Annotated in this window: 9 protein-coding genes; 7 read left to right on the top strand and 2 right to left on the bottom strand. The window is 55.5% G+C overall.

The features are described 5' to 3' along the window. Positions 1-59 precede the first annotated feature (59 nt). Complete coding sequence (locus V2P20_RS14505; protein WP_331819523.1) at positions 60-1307, top strand: peptidyl-prolyl cis-trans isomerase; 1248 nt, start codon at positions 60-62, stop codon at positions 1305-1307. On the opposite strand, the gene V2P20_RS14500 is transcribed toward V2P20_RS14505, so the two are convergent. After that, the gene (locus V2P20_RS14500) at positions 1304-1882 is read right to left on the bottom strand and encodes a TlpA disulfide reductase family protein (RefSeq protein WP_331819521.1); all 579 of its coding nucleotides are present in this window, start codon (positions 1880-1882) and stop codon (positions 1304-1306) included. The genes V2P20_RS14505 and V2P20_RS14500 overlap by 4 nt on opposite strands. Positions 1883-2022: 140 nt before the next feature. On the opposite strand from V2P20_RS14500, the gene V2P20_RS14495 reads away from it, so the two are divergent. The 4 genes from V2P20_RS14495 (at position 2023) to V2P20_RS14480 (ending at position 8836) form a co-directional block, all read left to right on the top strand. Further along, complete coding sequence (locus V2P20_RS14495) at positions 2023-3375, top strand: TolC family protein (protein ID WP_331819519.1); 1353 nt, start codon at positions 2023-2025, stop codon at positions 3373-3375. 10 nt (positions 3376-3385) lie between these two features. Further along, positions 3386-4480, top strand: a complete 1095-nt coding sequence (locus tag V2P20_RS14490; RefSeq protein ID WP_331819517.1) for an efflux RND transporter periplasmic adaptor subunit — start codon at positions 3386-3388, stop codon at positions 4478-4480. Then, positions 4477-7773 carry an efflux RND transporter permease subunit gene (locus V2P20_RS14485; protein ID WP_331819515.1) on the top strand — a complete coding sequence of 1099 codons (3297 nt, stop codon included), beginning with the start codon at positions 4477-4479 and terminating at the stop codon, positions 7771-7773. Before V2P20_RS14490 ends, V2P20_RS14485 begins: the two co-directional genes overlap by 4 nt. Positions 7774-7969: 196 nt before the next feature. Next, a complete protein-coding gene (locus tag V2P20_RS14480) occupies positions 7970-8836 on the top strand; it encodes a M28 family peptidase (protein ID WP_331819513.1) in 867 nt (288 codons plus the stop codon). A gap of 153 nt (positions 8837-8989) precedes the next feature. Here the strand turns inward: V2P20_RS14480 and acnB are convergent, their stop codons facing one another. Then, positions 8990-11560, bottom strand: coding sequence for a bifunctional aconitate hydratase 2/2-methylisocitrate dehydratase (gene acnB / locus V2P20_RS14475; RefSeq protein ID WP_331819511.1), 2571 nt, complete (start codon positions 11558-11560; stop codon positions 8990-8992). A gap of 75 nt (positions 11561-11635) precedes the next feature. Between acnB and V2P20_RS14470 the strand changes: the two genes are divergently transcribed. Further along, complete coding sequence (locus tag V2P20_RS14470) at positions 11636-12580, top strand: histone deacetylase family protein (protein ID WP_331819509.1); 945 nt, start codon at positions 11636-11638, stop codon at positions 12578-12580. A gap of 33 nt (positions 12581-12613) precedes the next feature. After that, positions 12614-15376, top strand: coding sequence for a pyruvate, phosphate dikinase (gene ppdK, locus V2P20_RS14465; protein ID WP_331819507.1), 2763 nt, complete (start codon positions 12614-12616; stop codon positions 15374-15376). The last annotated feature ends 213 nt before the right edge of the window (positions 15377-15589 follow it).

Raw genomic sequence — 15589 nt, 5'->3', positions numbered from 1 at the left:
TGCAAAACGCCGGCAGGGCCTTGCCCTGCCGGCACTAATGCTTGGATGAGACAGTTTTTATGCCTTTAAAAAAGATCAGCTTATTATTCTGGCTGTCCTGCACACCCTGCGGCGCCGCCGTAGCCGACACCGTATTGGTCAAAGTCGGCAGCGGCCAGGTTACCGAGCAGCAACTGGAAAAAGCCATGAATGCGGCGCCTTTCGCCAGCCAGTTTCCGGCTATGGATGAAAAAGATCAGGCTTATCTGCGCGGCGATATGCTGATGCGGCTGGCCAGATCGGAAGCGCTTTATCAGGAAGCCGTCGCTTTGGGCAAGACTGAAACGCAGGCCTATAAACAGGAAATGAGCAATTTCCGCACTTCGCTGCTGGCTCAACGTTATTTAACGCATCTACGCGATCAGATCAGCGTTCCGGGCAAGCTGGAAAACCGGCTGAAAGGCGATTTAAAAAACAACACTGATGCGCTCGCCGCGGCCCGGGCCTCGTATATCGCCCAGCAATTCAAGGCATTAAAGGAAAAGCGCATCGCCGAGCTTAAACAGCAAGCCCGGATCAAAACTTACTTCGAGCGCCTGGATAAAAACGTAAAAGCCGATACAGTACTGGCGGAAGCTACAAGATACACTATCAGATATGCCGATCTGGTACCGCCGCAAAGCGGCGCTAACGCAGATCCTCAACAAATTAAAAACAGAGTAAACGAATGGCTGGAGCTGATGGTTCTGGCGCGTGCGGCAGTTGCCGAAGGCATTAATGTCGAAGAGCAGATGGCCGATTACGGCCATTATCTGAGCACAAAAATGCTATTGGCGGAGCAGGAACAGCGATGGATACCTGATGACAAGGCGTTGCTCGATTATTTCCGGAAACATCCGAACATCGGCTACGTACCCGAGCGCAGACAAATCGGCCAGCTTGTCGCGGCCTCAAAAGAACAGGCCGAAGCATTGCGCCGGCGCATCCTGGCCGGTGAAAGCCTGTTCAAACTGGCGGCCGAGTACAGCATTGATCCCTATGGCCGCGAGCATGCCGGCGATATGGGCTGGCTGCAGGAAGGCACCGGTTTCGATGCGGTTGAACAGGCCTTGAAAAAACTGCCTGACAATCAGGTCAGCGACGTTATTCATACGCCCAAGGGCTGGCATCTGGTCATGATCCTGGACCGCAAGCCTGCCGAGCATAAAGAATTTGCCGCCATAAAAGACCGGGTCAAACAAGCGCTGATCGCCGAGAAAATGACAGCTTATCTGGAACAGGTTATGACAAAATATCCGCTGGATTGGCAAATACAAGATCATATTTAAGGCTTGAGCACAGTGGGTTGCTCAAGTAATGGTTTTACGATCGTTTCGAACGCCTCATCATCGAATACGCCGATTTCCTTAAAAACCAATCGGCCTTCACGGTCAATGATAACGGTAAAAGGCAGGACGCCTGACGGGTCGCCCCATTGATTCAACAATGCATGGTGCCGCTCGGGGCCGGCGTGCAAAATTGGATAATTGATACCCAGGGTACGGACATAATTGCGTAATTTTTGCGCCTCATCAAGGCCGATGCCGATGATCTGCAGTCCCTGCCCGGCATAGTTTTTCTGGTATTTCATGAAATGCGGAATTTCAATCTGACACGACCTGCACCAGGTTGCCCAGAAATTCATCATGATGACTTTGCCGCGCCAGTCATTCAGTTTATGCTCTTTTCCATCGAGGTCATTCAGGATTAAAGACGGCAAAACCCAGGCTTTGTTCACGGGTTTGCCATTTTCGGCCTGGGCGGCTTTAGCAGGCATGGAAAAACTTATACTGCCTGACAGCACTGCGGCAATGCCCATGCACAATTTAACAGCCAATTTATCTTTTTTAGCGAATTCAATCATAATGTTATGCATTAACAGATGGGTAGTTTGGGACAATGGAAAGCAGAGTTAATAGACTACATTAACTTTTACTAATATACTAAAGTGTATCTTAGGCTGCTTTTCCGACTGGAAATAACAACAAAAAAACGGCACACACAATGTTTGATCTATCAAAATGCGCTACCGCCGCCGCTACGGCCTTATTATTGAATAGCGTTGGCTATTCCGTCACGGCAGTCGCCGAAAACAATACCTACTATACCCTCGAACAGGCTGTCAATTACGCACTGGACAATAATCCGAGCTTGCAGGTCATGCACGAGCGTATTGCGCAGGCTGAGGCCCAATTAGGCGAAGCACGGGCCAGTTTTTATCCGCAAGTGAAAGCGCGGCTGTCCTATGAGCATTCCGACAACCCGGCCCGCGCGTTCAGCATGATCATCTCGCAGCGGCGGCTGGATTTCGGCGGCACTGACTTCAACCATCCTGGCGGCGTCGACAATTATCGTCCGGAAGTCATCGCCACCTATTCTCTTTTTAACGGCGGCCAGGATTATCAAAACAAAATAGCCGCCGAACTGGGCGTGGATGCGGCAACGCTCGAGGAATCGGCGACTCGCAACCAGTTGATCCAGTCGGTCACTTCGGCGTTTTACGGTGTACTGGCCGCCAAAGAAGCGCATAAAGTCGCCCAGCGCTCCATTGACGCCGTCAAAAGCGAGCTGGAACAAAGCCGCACGCGCTTTGAGGCCGGAACGGTTCTTAAATCCGATGTACTGTCGCTGGAAGTGCAACTGGCCGAAGCTCAGGATGCCGAAATCCGGGCCGCCAATGCCATAGAATTGGCCCAAAGCGGACTTAAAACCCTGATGGGCATCAATGCCGGAGATCCGTTTGCGATTGCCGAGGCTTCATCCTGGCAATTGCCGCAGCTCGACAAGCCTTTTTCAACGCTGCTGGCTCAGGCTATCGCGCAGCGGCCGGAAGCCGAAGCGGCCCAAAAACAGGTTGAAATTGCCGAGCGTAAGCTCAGCGCTGCCAAAGGCGCTCACTTGCCCAAAGCTGATGCTTATCTCAGCTACGGCTCCGACAGCAAGAACCTCGATTATTCGACCAGCCGCGACAATGTCACGGCCGGCGTCCAGGTCGAAGTTGACGTCTTCTCGGGTTTTCGCACCAGCGAGAATGTGAAAAAAGCTGAAAGGCAACTTGCGGAGGCCCAAAAAATCGCCCGAAAAATACAGCTCGACATCGAAAATGACGTTAAAACCGCCTATCTGAAGCTTCAGGAGGCCTTGGACCGGGTCAAAGTCACAACCGTTTCGGTCTCGTCCGCGGAAGAAGCTTTCCGCCTCGTCAGCGAGCAGCGCCAGGCCGATGTCGTCACCATCACACGCTATATTGAAAGTGAAGTCGCGCGCGACGAGGCCAATTCCCGCGTCATCGCCGCCCGGTACGATGCCCTGCAGGCGGAAGCCGAACTCAATAAAGCATTAGGCAATTGGAAATAAAGGACTTTTTATGACAGATCACAATTCGGCCACGAAGCGCAAATGGCTTATCCCGGCCGCCGCCATTATAGGGCTTATCCTGGTCATTCTTTATGCGCTGGGCCTTATCGGCGCCGGTGATAAAGTAGAACCGGGCACGCAGGCGATTGCGGCCCGGCCGGTCCCGCCCAATGCCCGAACACTGACTGTCGGCCAGAGCAAGACCGATGATGTCCAGTTCTGGCCCGGCACGATCCGTTCGCGTACGGTCGCCAAGATAGCGCCCAAATACACGGCCCGCATCATCGGCATTGAAGTCAATGCCGGCGACAGCGTCAAAAAAGGCCAGGTGCTGGCCAGGCTGGACGAGCGTGAAGCAACGGCAAGCCTGAACGAAGCCCAGGCGCGCCTGGCGGCGGCCAGAGCGCAAGCCGCTCAAGCGGTGGCCGACGAAAAGAGAACCCGAGTCCTCTATGAAAAACAGGCCGCCACGCGCGAGAATTACGACGCCGTCATTGCCCGTTCCAGAGCCGCGCAGGCCAATGTCAAACAGGCCGCCAACGCCGTCGAGCAGTTGCGCATCTCGCTAGGCGAAAACAATCTGCGCGCGCCTTTTGACGGCATCATTTCCCAACGGCTGAAAGAACCGGGCGACATGGGGTTGGCGGGCGAACCTATCGTTATTCTGCAAAAACCCGAGGATTTGCGTCTGGAAGTCGCGATTCCGAATTTCTGCGCCGGCCGCATCCGTACCGGCATGGAAGTCGATATACGCATCGATGCCCTGGATAAGATTTTAAAAGCAAAAATCGATGAGATCACTCCCCAGATCGATATAGAAACGCGAACCCAGCTGGTCAAAGCCGCGCTGCCAAAGGCTGAAGGGCTGCAGCCCGGCCTGCTGGGCTGGCTGCTGCTGAACTGCACCGAGGAGCATCACGCCATCCTGATACCGGCATCCGCCGTGCTGCACTATGGCCAGCTCGAAGCGGTCACCATCGTTAAAGACAATCATATCTATACACGCCATATCCGCCCTGGAAAACAGTACGGCGATAAAGTCGAAGTCCTGTCCGGCCTGCGCGACGGCGAAACCATACTGATCAATAACGGTTCACCAGAATGAGCGAGCATCAACCCAAGGCGGTCCAACCGGCCGAGCCTGAAAAAAAAGACAGCTTCACGGTCAGTATCGTCAGGCTGTTCACGACCTCGCAACTGTCGCTGCTGTTTCTCATCATTTCCATGCTGGCCGGTGCAGCGGCGCTGGTACTGACACCGCGCGAGGAAGACCCGCAGATCGTCGTGCCGGTCATGGACGTGTTCGTGCAATACCCGGGCGCCAGCAGCGAAGAAGTTGAAAAACTGGTGGCGACTCCGGTGGAGGTCCTGTTGCGGCAAATCGACGGCGTAGAATACGTATATTCAATGTCCAGGCCCGGCGAAGCCGTGATCACGGTCCGCTATTTTGTCGGCGAAGACCGCGAAAACAGCGTCATCAAAACCCGTGACAAACTATTTGCCAATCAGGACATCATACCGGCCGGCGTGACCAACTGGGTTGTAAAGCCTGTGGAAATCGACGACGTGCCGATCGTATTGCTGACCCTGTCGGCGCCGAACCAGCTCTATGAATCCATGAGTCTGCGGCGCATTGCCGATGAAGTGATCGAACGACTGCGCACGGTGGAAAACGTCGGCAAAAGCTGGGTCGTCGGCGCGGCGCCACGGCGCATTTCCGTCTATCCCGATCCAGGCAAACTGGCGTCACGCAACACTACTTTGTTGGAAATCAAACAGGCGCTGATGCAAGCCAACATCAACGTGCAGGCCGGCGCCTTCGAGCATAACAACCGCGAAATCCTGCTGGAAGCCGGCCCTTTCTATCGGACGCCTGAAGATGTGGCCTCGACGGTCATTAAAAGCATCGATGGCCGCATCGTCTATCTGCGCGATGTTGCGCGCATCGAGGACGGCCCGGCCGATGTGCAGCATTACACGCGCATCGGCTTCGGCCCCGCTGCCGAACACATGCGTACGGTCGGCAAGGCGGTAGGCGATCAGCCTCAGGCCGGCGAGGAAAGACAGATGGTGACGATCGCCATCGCCAAGCGCAAAGGCAGTAATGCCGTCAGCGTCGCCGAGGACGTCATTAAAGCCACTGAAGCATTGCGCGGCACCATAATTCCCGACGATCTGCTCGTGACCATTACCCGCAACTATGGCGAAACGGCCGACCATAAGGTCAACGAACTGGTTAAGCATTTAGGCATCGCGATCCTGACCATCATCGTGTTGCTGGCGTTAAGCCTGGGCTTGAAGGAATCATTTATCGTTTCCATCGCCGTGCCGATGACCTTCGCCGTTACACTGCTGCTGGACCTGATCTTCGGCTATACCATCAACCGCGTCACGCTGTTCGCGCTGATCCTGTCGCTGGGCCTGTTGGTTGACGACCCGATCGTTGACGTCGAAAACATCCATCGCCATTACAAGCTGCGCAAGGAACCGCCGCTGCGCGCATTGCTGACGGCCGTCGACGAAGTCCGGCCGCCGACCATTCTCGCGACTTTTGCCGTTATCCTGTCTTTCATTCCGATGTTTTTCATTACCGGCATGATGGGCCCTTACATGGCGCCGATGGCCTTCAACGTGCCTATCGCGATGCTGATGTCCTTGATTATCGCCTTCACCGTGACGCCTTGGGCCAGTTACCGAATGCTGAAAGGCGACTATGGCAAGGACCACGGCGAACCGTTCGAGCTGAAAAAAAGTGCCAGTTACCGCATCTATAATAAAATCCTGACTCCACTGGTGGCTTCGCCACGGCGCGCCTGGCTGTTTATCGGCATCATTATTATCGCCTTTATCGCCTCCGCCCTGCTGGCCGTCACCCGTGCCGTGCCGCTCAAGCTTTTGCCGTTCGACAACAAGAACGAGCTGCAACTGGTCATCGACATGCCCAAAGGTTCGACGCTGGAGCAGACCGACGAGGTTGCCCAGGCTTTAGGCCGCTATTTATCCACTGTCAATGAAGTGACCGATTATGAATCCTACATCGGCCTGGCCTCGCCGATGGATTTCAACGGCATGGTCCGGCATTACTATCTGCGCCAGGGCAGCTATGTCGGCGAAGTGCGTATCAGTCTGATCGACAAGGAGCATCGCGAACATCAATCGCATGATATCGCCCTGCGCATACGGCCTGAAGTCGAGCGCATCGGCAAAGAGTACGGCGCCAAACTTAAAATAGTCGAGCTGCCGCCCGGCCCGCCCGTGCTGTCGACCGTGGTCGCCGAGGTGTATGGCCCGCCTGAAGCGACCTATAAAGACATCATCAATGTTTCCAACCGTATCAAAGGGGCACTGGCCCAGACCGAAGGCGTGGTTGATGTTGACGACATGGTCGATGCCGAGCATGAAAAGATACACTTCCGCGTAAACCGTGAGAAAGCGGCCCTAAACGGCATTACCGTAGCCCAAGTTGCCCAAACTTTGCAATTGGCATTGCAGGGATCGCCAGCGGGTTCCGTGCATGTCATGACCGAACGCAAACAGTTGGAAATCTATCTGCAACTGCCCCGTGCCATCCGTTCGACACTGCCCGATCTGCTCTCATTGCGCGTTAAATCGGACCAGGGGCACTTAGTGCCGCTGGGTGAAATCGGTACGATGACCGTCGAGTCAGGTGATCCGACCATCTACCATAAAAACCTGCAGCGGCTGTCTTATGTAACCGCTGAAATGGCCGGCCGCAGTCCTGTTGAAGCGATACTGGATATGTTCGACTACTTCGACGAGAACCCTCTGCCAGAAGGTTACTCGGCCGACATGGCCGGCGAAGGCGAATGGAAAATCACCGTCGACGTCTTCCGCGACCTGGGTCTGGCCTTTGCTGCGGCCATGGTCATGATCTACGTGCTGCTGGTCGGCCAGACCGGCTCGTTGGGCATTCCGCTGGTCATGATGATCGCGATTCCGCTGACCATCATCGGCATCATGCCCGGCTTCTGGCTGCTGAACCTGTTCACAACGCCGGTAGCGGGCTATGCCACGCCGATCTATTTCACGGCCACGGCCATGATCGGCATGATCGCGCTGGCCGGCATCGTGGTCAGAAACTCGATCATCCTGATCGACTTCATCGAGCGCACCTACAACCGCGACGCCGAAACGACGCTGCCGGAAGCCCTGATAGAAGCCGGCGCGATACGTCTGACGCCGATCTTCCTGACCGCCGCCGCGGCCGTGTTCGGCTCCGCCATCATCGTGCTGGACCCGATCTTTTCGGGGCTGGCCTGGAGCTTCATCTTCGGCATCGTGGCTTCCACGCTGTTCTCGCTGGTCGTCATTCCGGTGGTTTATTTCCTGATCAAAAGGAATAAGCCCAAAGAGCTGAATATAGAGACGGAACTGTAGAATCAACTTTCGACGCTAGGCGATAGCTTCCAGAGGCACGCAGATCAAGTCAAAAACTTCGTGCCTCTGTGGTATTTTGGTCTCATAATTGCGAGAATCATGCCCATAAACTGGCGCATAAAAGCAAGGAAATCTGACCGGCTTTAGCGGGGCAGAAAATAGTTAAACTGATAGCCCCTGTCACTGTCCATAAAACATGGCTGAAATATCCACAGAACGATTACGAACGCATGTTTACAAACTTGCCGGTGAGATTGGGCAACGCAATATATTTCATCCGCAGGCTCTGAATGCTGCCGCGCAATACATTACCGAAGAATGGCACAAGCAGGGCTACGAAGTCCGGCCGCTTGTTTACATGGATCGAGGCGTTGAGCGGGCCAATCTTGAAATCACTTGTGAAGGCAAAAACCGGAGCGGCGGATACATTCTGGTAGGCGCTCATTATGATTCAGTCATCGGCAGCCCCGGCGCCAACGATAATGGCAGCGGCATCGCGGCGTTATTGGAGCTGTCGCGCCTGTTCAGAGAGATTCAGCCCGATACCAGCATTCGTTTTGTCGCTTTTGTTAATGAAGAGCCGCCTTTTTTCTACGGCCATGAGATGGGCAGCATGGTTTACGCCAAGGCCGCCAGACAGCGCCGCGAACCGATACGCTTCATGATCGCGCTGGAAACCATCGCTTGCTACAGGAACAGTCCGGGCAGCCAGACCTACCCGCCTTTGCTCAAATATTTCTATCCCGATACAGGCAATTTTATCGCCTTTGTTGCCAACCTGAAATCTCGAGGCGTCATGCTCGAAAGCGCCCGGGCCTTTTCCGCATCGACCGATTTTCCCTTAGAAACGATTGCGGCTCCGGAAATAGTGCCGGGCGTCTCCTGGAGCGATCACTCGTCGTTCTGGCGGCACGGTTACAAGGCGTTTATGGTGACTGATACGGCTCTCTATCGGTACCCTTATTACCATGCGCCTGAGGATACGTCCGATAAGCTCGATTATGAGCCATTTGCCAAAATGACGCAGGGGTTGTTTTTGATGTTGGCTTCGCTGACGGGTTAATAACAAGCTGTAGGGTCGAATTCACTTGTGCCCTTTGGGTATTCGACTCGGGACGCTTCGCTGCCGTTAAACTCTGTAGGGTATGCACCGCATACCCTTTTCAAAGTTTGTTGACTCTGAAAAGGTACGCGATGTGTACCCTCGCAAGAACAGCTACTTATCTGCCTCTACGGCTTCGGCCTTTTCCCGATAAGCCTTGATCCGGTCAAAGTTCAGATAGCGGTAGGTATCGGCCGCCGTCTCGTCGATCTGACGCGCGAACTGCATGTATTCCTCAACCGTCGGGATTCTGCCCAGAATCGAGCATACGGCCGCCAGTTCCGCCGAGGCCAGATACACGTTCGCGTTATTGCCCAGACGATTCGGGAAGTTGCGCGTGGAGGTCGAGACCACGGTCGCGCCGTCCGCAACCCGGGCCTGGTTGCCCATGCACAGCGAGCAGCCCGGCATTTCCATGCGCGCGCCGGACTTGCCGAAAATGCCGTAATAGCCTTCCTCAGTCAGTTGCGATTGGTCCATCTTGGTCGGCGGCGACACCCACAGCTGGGTCGGCAGGCGGCCTGCGTGCTTATCCAGCAGTTTGCCGGCGGCGCGGAAATGGCCAATGTTGGTCATGCAGGAACCTAAAAAGACTTCGTCGATCTTGGTGCCAGCCACTTCCGATAACGGTCTGACGTCATCGGGATCGTTCGGGCAGGCCAGCAGCGGCTCCTTGATTTCATTCAGGTCGATTTCGATGACTTCAAAGTATTCGGCGTCGACATCGGGCTCCAGCAATACCGGATTATCCAGCCATTCCTGCATGGCCTTGATGCGGCGCTCGATCGTGCGCGCATCGCCGTAGCCTTCGGCCAGCATCCATTTCAGCAAGGTAATGTTGGAATTGATGTACTCGCGGATCGGCGCTTCGTTCAGGCGAATCGTGCAGCCGCCGGCCGAGCGCTCGGCCGAGGCATCGGACAACTCAAACGCCTGCTCGACTTTCAGATCGGGCAAGCCTTCGATTTCCAGGATGCGGCCCGAGAACACGTTCTTCTTGCCTTTTTTCTCGACCGTCAGCAGGCCGCGCTGAATTGCCGCGTACGGAATGGCATTGACCAGATCGCGCAAGGTGATGCCAGGCTGCATTTCGCCTTTGAAGCGCACCAGCACGGACTCGGGCATATCCAGCGGCATGACGCCGGTAGCTGCCGCGAAAGCGACCAGGCCGGAGCCGGCCGGGAACGAGATGCCAATCGGAAAACGCGTATGCGAATCACCGCCGGTGCCGACCGTATCGGGCAGCAGCATGCGGTTCAGCCAGGAATGGATGATGCCGTCGCCGGGACGCAAGGACACACCGCCGCGGTTCATTATGAAATCAGGCAAGGTATGCTGCATTTCCACGTCAACGGGTTTCGGATAAGCCGCAGTATGGCAGAACGACTGCATCACCAGATCGGCCGAGAATCCCAGACAGGCCAGGTCTTTCAGTTCATCGCGCGTCATAGGGCCCGTCGTGTCCTGGGAGCCGACCGTGGTCATGTGCGGCTCGCAATAGGTGTTGGGCCGCACGCCGGCCATGCCGCAGGCCTTGCCGACGATTTTCTGCGCCAAGGTAAAGCCCTTGCCGGTATCGGCGGGGCTGCCCGGACGGCGGAACACGGTCGATGCCGGCAAACCCAGCACTTTGCGCGCCTTGTCGGTCAGGCCGCGGCCGATGATCAGCGGAATGCGGCCGCCGGCGCGGACTTCATCAAGCAGTACGTCGGTCTTGAGCGAGAATTCGGCGATGACTTCATCGCTGTCATGGCGTTTGACGGCGCCCTGATACGGATAGATGTCGATCACATCGCCCATGTGCATGTTCGATACGTCGCACTCGAACGGCAGCGCGCCCGAATCTTCCATCGTGTTGAAGAAGATCGGCGCGATCTTGCCGCCGATACAGACGCCGCCTGCGCGTTTGTTCGGCACATAGGGAATGTCGTTGCCGGTAAACCATAATACGGAGTTGGTGGCCGATTTGCGCGATGAACCGGTGCCGACCACGTCGCCGACATAGGCAACCGGAAAGCCTTTCTGCTTGAGATCCTCAATCTGCTGCTCGGCATTGGTGATGCCCTCTCTGGGCATTTTCAGCATGGCTTTGGCGTGCAGCGGGATATCGGGCCGCGACCAGGCATCGGGCGCCGGCGACAGGTCGTCGGTATTGGTTTCGCCGGTGACTTTGAAGACCGTCACGGTCAGTTTTTCAGGCACTTCGGGCTTGCTGGTGAACCATTCGGCCTCGGCCCATGATTCGAGTACTTGTTGCGCGAATTCATTGCCGGCCTCGGCTTTTTCCTGCACGTCATGGAAGGCGTCGAATACCAGCAGGGTATGCGAAAGCGCCTTGGCGGCAATCGGCGCCAGGGCTTTGTTATCGAGCAATTCGATCAGCGGCGCGATATTGTAGCCGCCCAGCATCGTGCCCAACAGTTCGGTGGCTTTGGCGGCATCGAGTATCGGCGAAGCCACTTCGCCTTTGGCGACGGCAGCCAGAAAACCGGCCTTGACGTAAGCGGCTTCATCAACACCGGGCGGCACGCGATTGGCCAGCAAATCGAGCAGAAACGCCTCTTCGCCTGCCGGCGGCTGCTTGATCAGCTCGACCAAACCGGCAACCTGCTCTGCATTCAACGGTTTCGGAACTATTCCTTCAGCTGCGCGTTCTTCTACATGTTTGCGGTATTGATCTAGCATGATGCTCCTTGTAAATAAATCAAAAAATCGGTAGAAAAGAAGCTTATTTTAACAGATTCTTGAAAGCGAGGCGTCGTGAAGACACTTTATTACAGCCATGCCGATTTCCTGCTTCACGACACGGGCATAAGCCATCCGGAAAGCGCCGACCGGCTCAGAAGCATAGCCAGTGTCCTGGACGCTCCAGAGTTCTCAGGTTTAATCAAAGCATCGCCGCCGCTTGGTACAGAGCAGCAGATCAGACTGATCCATACGCAATCCCATATCGATAACGTGTTGAATGCCGTGCCCCGGCATGGGCTGCACTATCTGGACTCCGACACGGTGCTTTCGTCCGGCTCGGGCAAAGCCGCCTTGCGTGCCGTAGGGGCCGTTTGTGATGCCGTCGACAAAATCCTGGCCGGCGAAGCCGACGACGCCTTTTGCGCGGTACGCCCTCCCGGCCATCATGCCGAAGCCGAGCGGGCCATGGGCTTCTGCCTGTTCAACAATATCGCCATTGCAGCCGAATACGCCCGCACGCATCATCAGCTCAAACGCATCGCCATCGTGGATTTTGACGTCCATCACGGCAACGGCACGCAGACGGCTTTTTATGAGCAACCGGCTGTGCTTTATGCCTCCAGTCATGAAGTACCGCATTATCCCGGCACGGGCTATCCGAATGAAACCGGCGTCGGCAATATCATTAATGTGCCGCTGGCCGCCGGCGAGTCAGGCCTGGAGTTCAGGCAAAAATACAACAAAATCATTTTGCCGGCGCTGAGAGCCTTCAAGCCAGAGTTGCTGCTTGTTTCAGCCGGCTTTGACGCCCACAAGGACGATCCTCTGGCATCAATCAGGCTCGTTGAAGACGATTACCAATGGATTACTCAGGAACTGATGGAGATTGCCGGCATCTATTGCGGAGGCAGAATGATTTCAATACTGGAAGGCGGCTACAACCTGAAAGCCCTGGCCGCCAGTATTGCCGTTCATGTCAAAACGCTGTTGGCGCCCGAGGTACAGGCCGACAAATAAACCCTCGTTTTCACTGTTTTTCAGGGAGCAGGCATGACAACTCGATACATTTATTCTTTTCACGAAGGTGACGGTAAAAATAAAGTGTTGTTAGGCGGCAAAGGCGCCAATCTTTGCGAAATGACCCAGATCGGCCTGAATGTGCCGCCCGGCTTTGTCATTACCACGGAAGCCTGCCTGGACTATTTGAAAAACCGGCAATTGCCGATTGGCTTGATGGATGAAGTCAAGCTGCAGATGCGCATAGTCGAGCAGACGACAGGCAAAGTATTCGGCGCGCCAGTCAGACCGTTGCTGGTCTCGGTGCGTTCCGGCTCGGCGCTGTCAATGCCGGGCATGATGGATACGATCCTGAATCTGGGCTTGAATCAAGCCACATTGGCAGGACTGATAGAAGACACGCAAGACCCGCGCTTCGGCTTTGACGCCTATCGCCGCTTCATTCAGTTGTTCGGCAAAGTCGCCCTGGGCATAGCCGATGAAAAGTTCGACGTACATTTCGAAAACGTCAAACGTCAAGCCGGCGTCAGGACAGACACCGATTTGGGCGCGGATGACCTGAAACAGATTTGCGAGCTGTTCTTACAGGTGGTGCGCAACGAAACCGGCCGGCCGTTTCCCGAAGACGTGTATGAACAACTGGAGCTGTCCATTAAAGCCGTATTCAATTCCTGGATGGGCAAACGCGCCGTCGATTACCGGCGCGAATTCCGCATCACGCCGGCAATGGCTAACGGCACGGCCGTGAATGTCGTGGCGATGGTGTTCGGCAACATGGGCAATGACTGCGCGACCGGCGTCGGCTTTACGCGCAATCCGGGCACCGGCGCCAATGAAATGTACGGCGAATATCTGATCAATGCCCAGGGTGAGGACGTCGTGGCCGGCATCCGAACGCCCAGGCCGGTTCAGGAAATGGCTGTGGAAATGCCGGATATGTACCGGCAACTGGTTGAGCTACGCGATAAGCTCGAGCGCCATTATCGGGAAGTTCAGGATTACGAGTATACGATTGAACGCGGCGTACTCTACTGCCTGCAAACCCGCAGTGGCAAAATGAACGCCGCGGCCATGGTCAAAACCTCCGTTGACTTGACCAATGAAGGACTGATCGATAAGGAACGGGCGCTGCTGCGCATCGATCCGGAATTGCTGGAACAATTGCTGCACCCGCAACTGGACCCGAACAATAAAATACCGCCATTGACGCAGGGGCTGCCGGCCTCGCCGGGCGCCGCCTGCGGCAAATGCGTGTTTGACGCCAATATCGCCGAAATGATGGGGCGCGCCGGCGAAAAGGTCATCCTGCTGCGCGAGGAAACCAAGCCTGAGGACATTCACGGCTTTTTTGCCGCTCAGGGCATACTGACCAGCCGGGGCGGCAAAACCTCCCACGCTGCGGTGGTCGCGCGCGGCATGGGCAAAGCCTGTGTGGCCGGCGCCGAAGACATCAGAATCGATGTCAAATCACGCCAGGCCATCGTCGGCAATGTTCACATACAGGAAGGCGACATCATCACCATCGATGGCGGCTCCGGTTTGATCTATCTGGGCGAAATTCCGACCGTCACGCCGTCTGTGTCCGGCGATCTCCAGACTCTGTTGGCTTGGGCCGACCAGTATGCGGAATTGAAGGTGCGCGCCAATGTCGACACGCCGGAGAGCGCCCGCCTGGCCATCGATTACGGTGCCGCCGGCATCGGCTTGTGCCGCACGGAGCGCATGTTCAATGCCAAGGACCGCTTGCCGCTGGTCATCGACATGATACTGGCCGACAACCAGAAAAGCCGCGAAGCCGCGTTGAAGAAACTGTTCCCGATACAGCGGGAGGATTTTATCCAGCTGTTTACGGTTATGTCGCCGCTCCCGGTCACGGTGCGCCTGCTCGATCCGCCCATGCATGAGTTCCTGCCCGGCGAGCAGCAGTTAAAGGATGAAATACAGGCACTCAAACAATATGAAATGATTGCCAAAGGCCAGCGCGTCACGTTGGAAATGCTGGGCGAACATGAAGAACTGCCAGCGCCGTTCAACCTGCTGAACAAAGATGTCATTCGCAAAACCATCGCCAAGAAACAGCTGATGCTGAAAAAAGTCCGCGATCTGTACGAGGTCAATCCGATGCTCGGCCACCGCGGCGTGCGTTTGGGCATGTCGTATCCTGAAATTTACCGGATGCAGATCCGCTCCATCCTCGAGGCCGCTGCCCTCTGCATTCAGCAGGGATTAAGCATTGCACCGGAAATCATGGTTCCGCAAGTTATTACCGCCCAGGAACTGAGACGGGTAAGAGAATATGTCATCGACATACAGCAGGAAATTGAGGCCTCTTACGGGCTCAAACTGAATTTCAAATTCGGCACCATGATCGAGACGGTGCGCGCCTGTACGCGTGCCGGACAGCTGGCGGAAATCGCCGAATTCTTTTCGTTCGGCACCAATGACTTGACGCAGGCAACCTTCTCTTTCTCGCGCGAGGATGCCGAAAACAAGTTCCTGCCGCTTTATAACGAAGTGGGACTGCTTGAAGACAACCCGTTTGAAGTGCTGGATGTCAAAGGCGTGGGTCAACTCATGAAGATGACTGTGGAACTGGGCCGCAAGACCCGGCCCGATATCAAAATCGGCATCTGCGGCGAACAGGCCGGACATCCTCAGTCCATCCGTTTTTGCCACCACACCAAACTGGACTATGTCTCCTGCTCGGCGCCGCGCATACCGGTAGCAAGGCTCGCCGCCGCGCATGCCAAATTACTGGAGAATGACTATAGGGATAATGAAGAACCCTATGATTGATCGGCAATTGTTATTTTGAATCTTTATGACTGATGTTACGCAGTAAGTTGAGATTTAATTAAAGTATCGCTAACGCGACGGTTTTATCTAATCGGGTTCTCGCACCCGAGGGCGAGTTACTTTCTTTTGCGCGGCCAAAAGAAAGTAACCAAAGAAAAGGCCGCCCGGTTGCCGCTTGCTTCCTGCGCTCCTCGCTTTCGCCGAGGGTTGCCA

This window comes from Methylobacter sp. Wu1 (assembly GCF_036553575.1).
Taxonomy (GTDB): Bacteria; Pseudomonadota; Gammaproteobacteria; order Methylococcales; family Methylomonadaceae; genus Methylobacter.
This window is presented reverse-complemented; position numbering and strand designations above follow the sequence as displayed.

Excerpts from the sequence above, each read along its gene's own strand:
- V2P20_RS14505 (WP_331819523.1), top strand. The coding sequence starts at position 60 with ATGCCTTTAAAAAAGATCAGCTTATTATTCTGGCTGTCCTGCACACCC.
- V2P20_RS14500 (WP_331819521.1), bottom strand. The coding sequence starts at position 1,882 with ATGATTGAATTCGCTAAAAAAGATAAATTGGCTGTTAAATTGTGCATG.
- V2P20_RS14495 (WP_331819519.1), top strand. The coding sequence starts at position 2,023 with ATGTTTGATCTATCAAAATGCGCTACCGCCGCCGCTACGGCCTTATTA.
- V2P20_RS14490 (WP_331819517.1), top strand. The coding sequence starts at position 3,386 with ATGACAGATCACAATTCGGCCACGAAGCGCAAATGGCTTATCCCGGCC.
- V2P20_RS14485 (WP_331819515.1), top strand. The coding sequence starts at position 4,477 with ATGAGCGAGCATCAACCCAAGGCGGTCCAACCGGCCGAGCCTGAAAAA.
- V2P20_RS14480 (WP_331819513.1), top strand. The coding sequence starts at position 7,970 with ATGGCTGAAATATCCACAGAACGATTACGAACGCATGTTTACAAACTT.
- acnB (WP_331819511.1), bottom strand. The coding sequence starts at position 11,560 with ATGCTAGATCAATACCGCAAACATGTAGAAGAACGCGCAGCTGAAGGA.
- ppdK (WP_331819507.1), top strand. The coding sequence starts at position 12,614 with ATGACAACTCGATACATTTATTCTTTTCACGAAGGTGACGGTAAAAAT.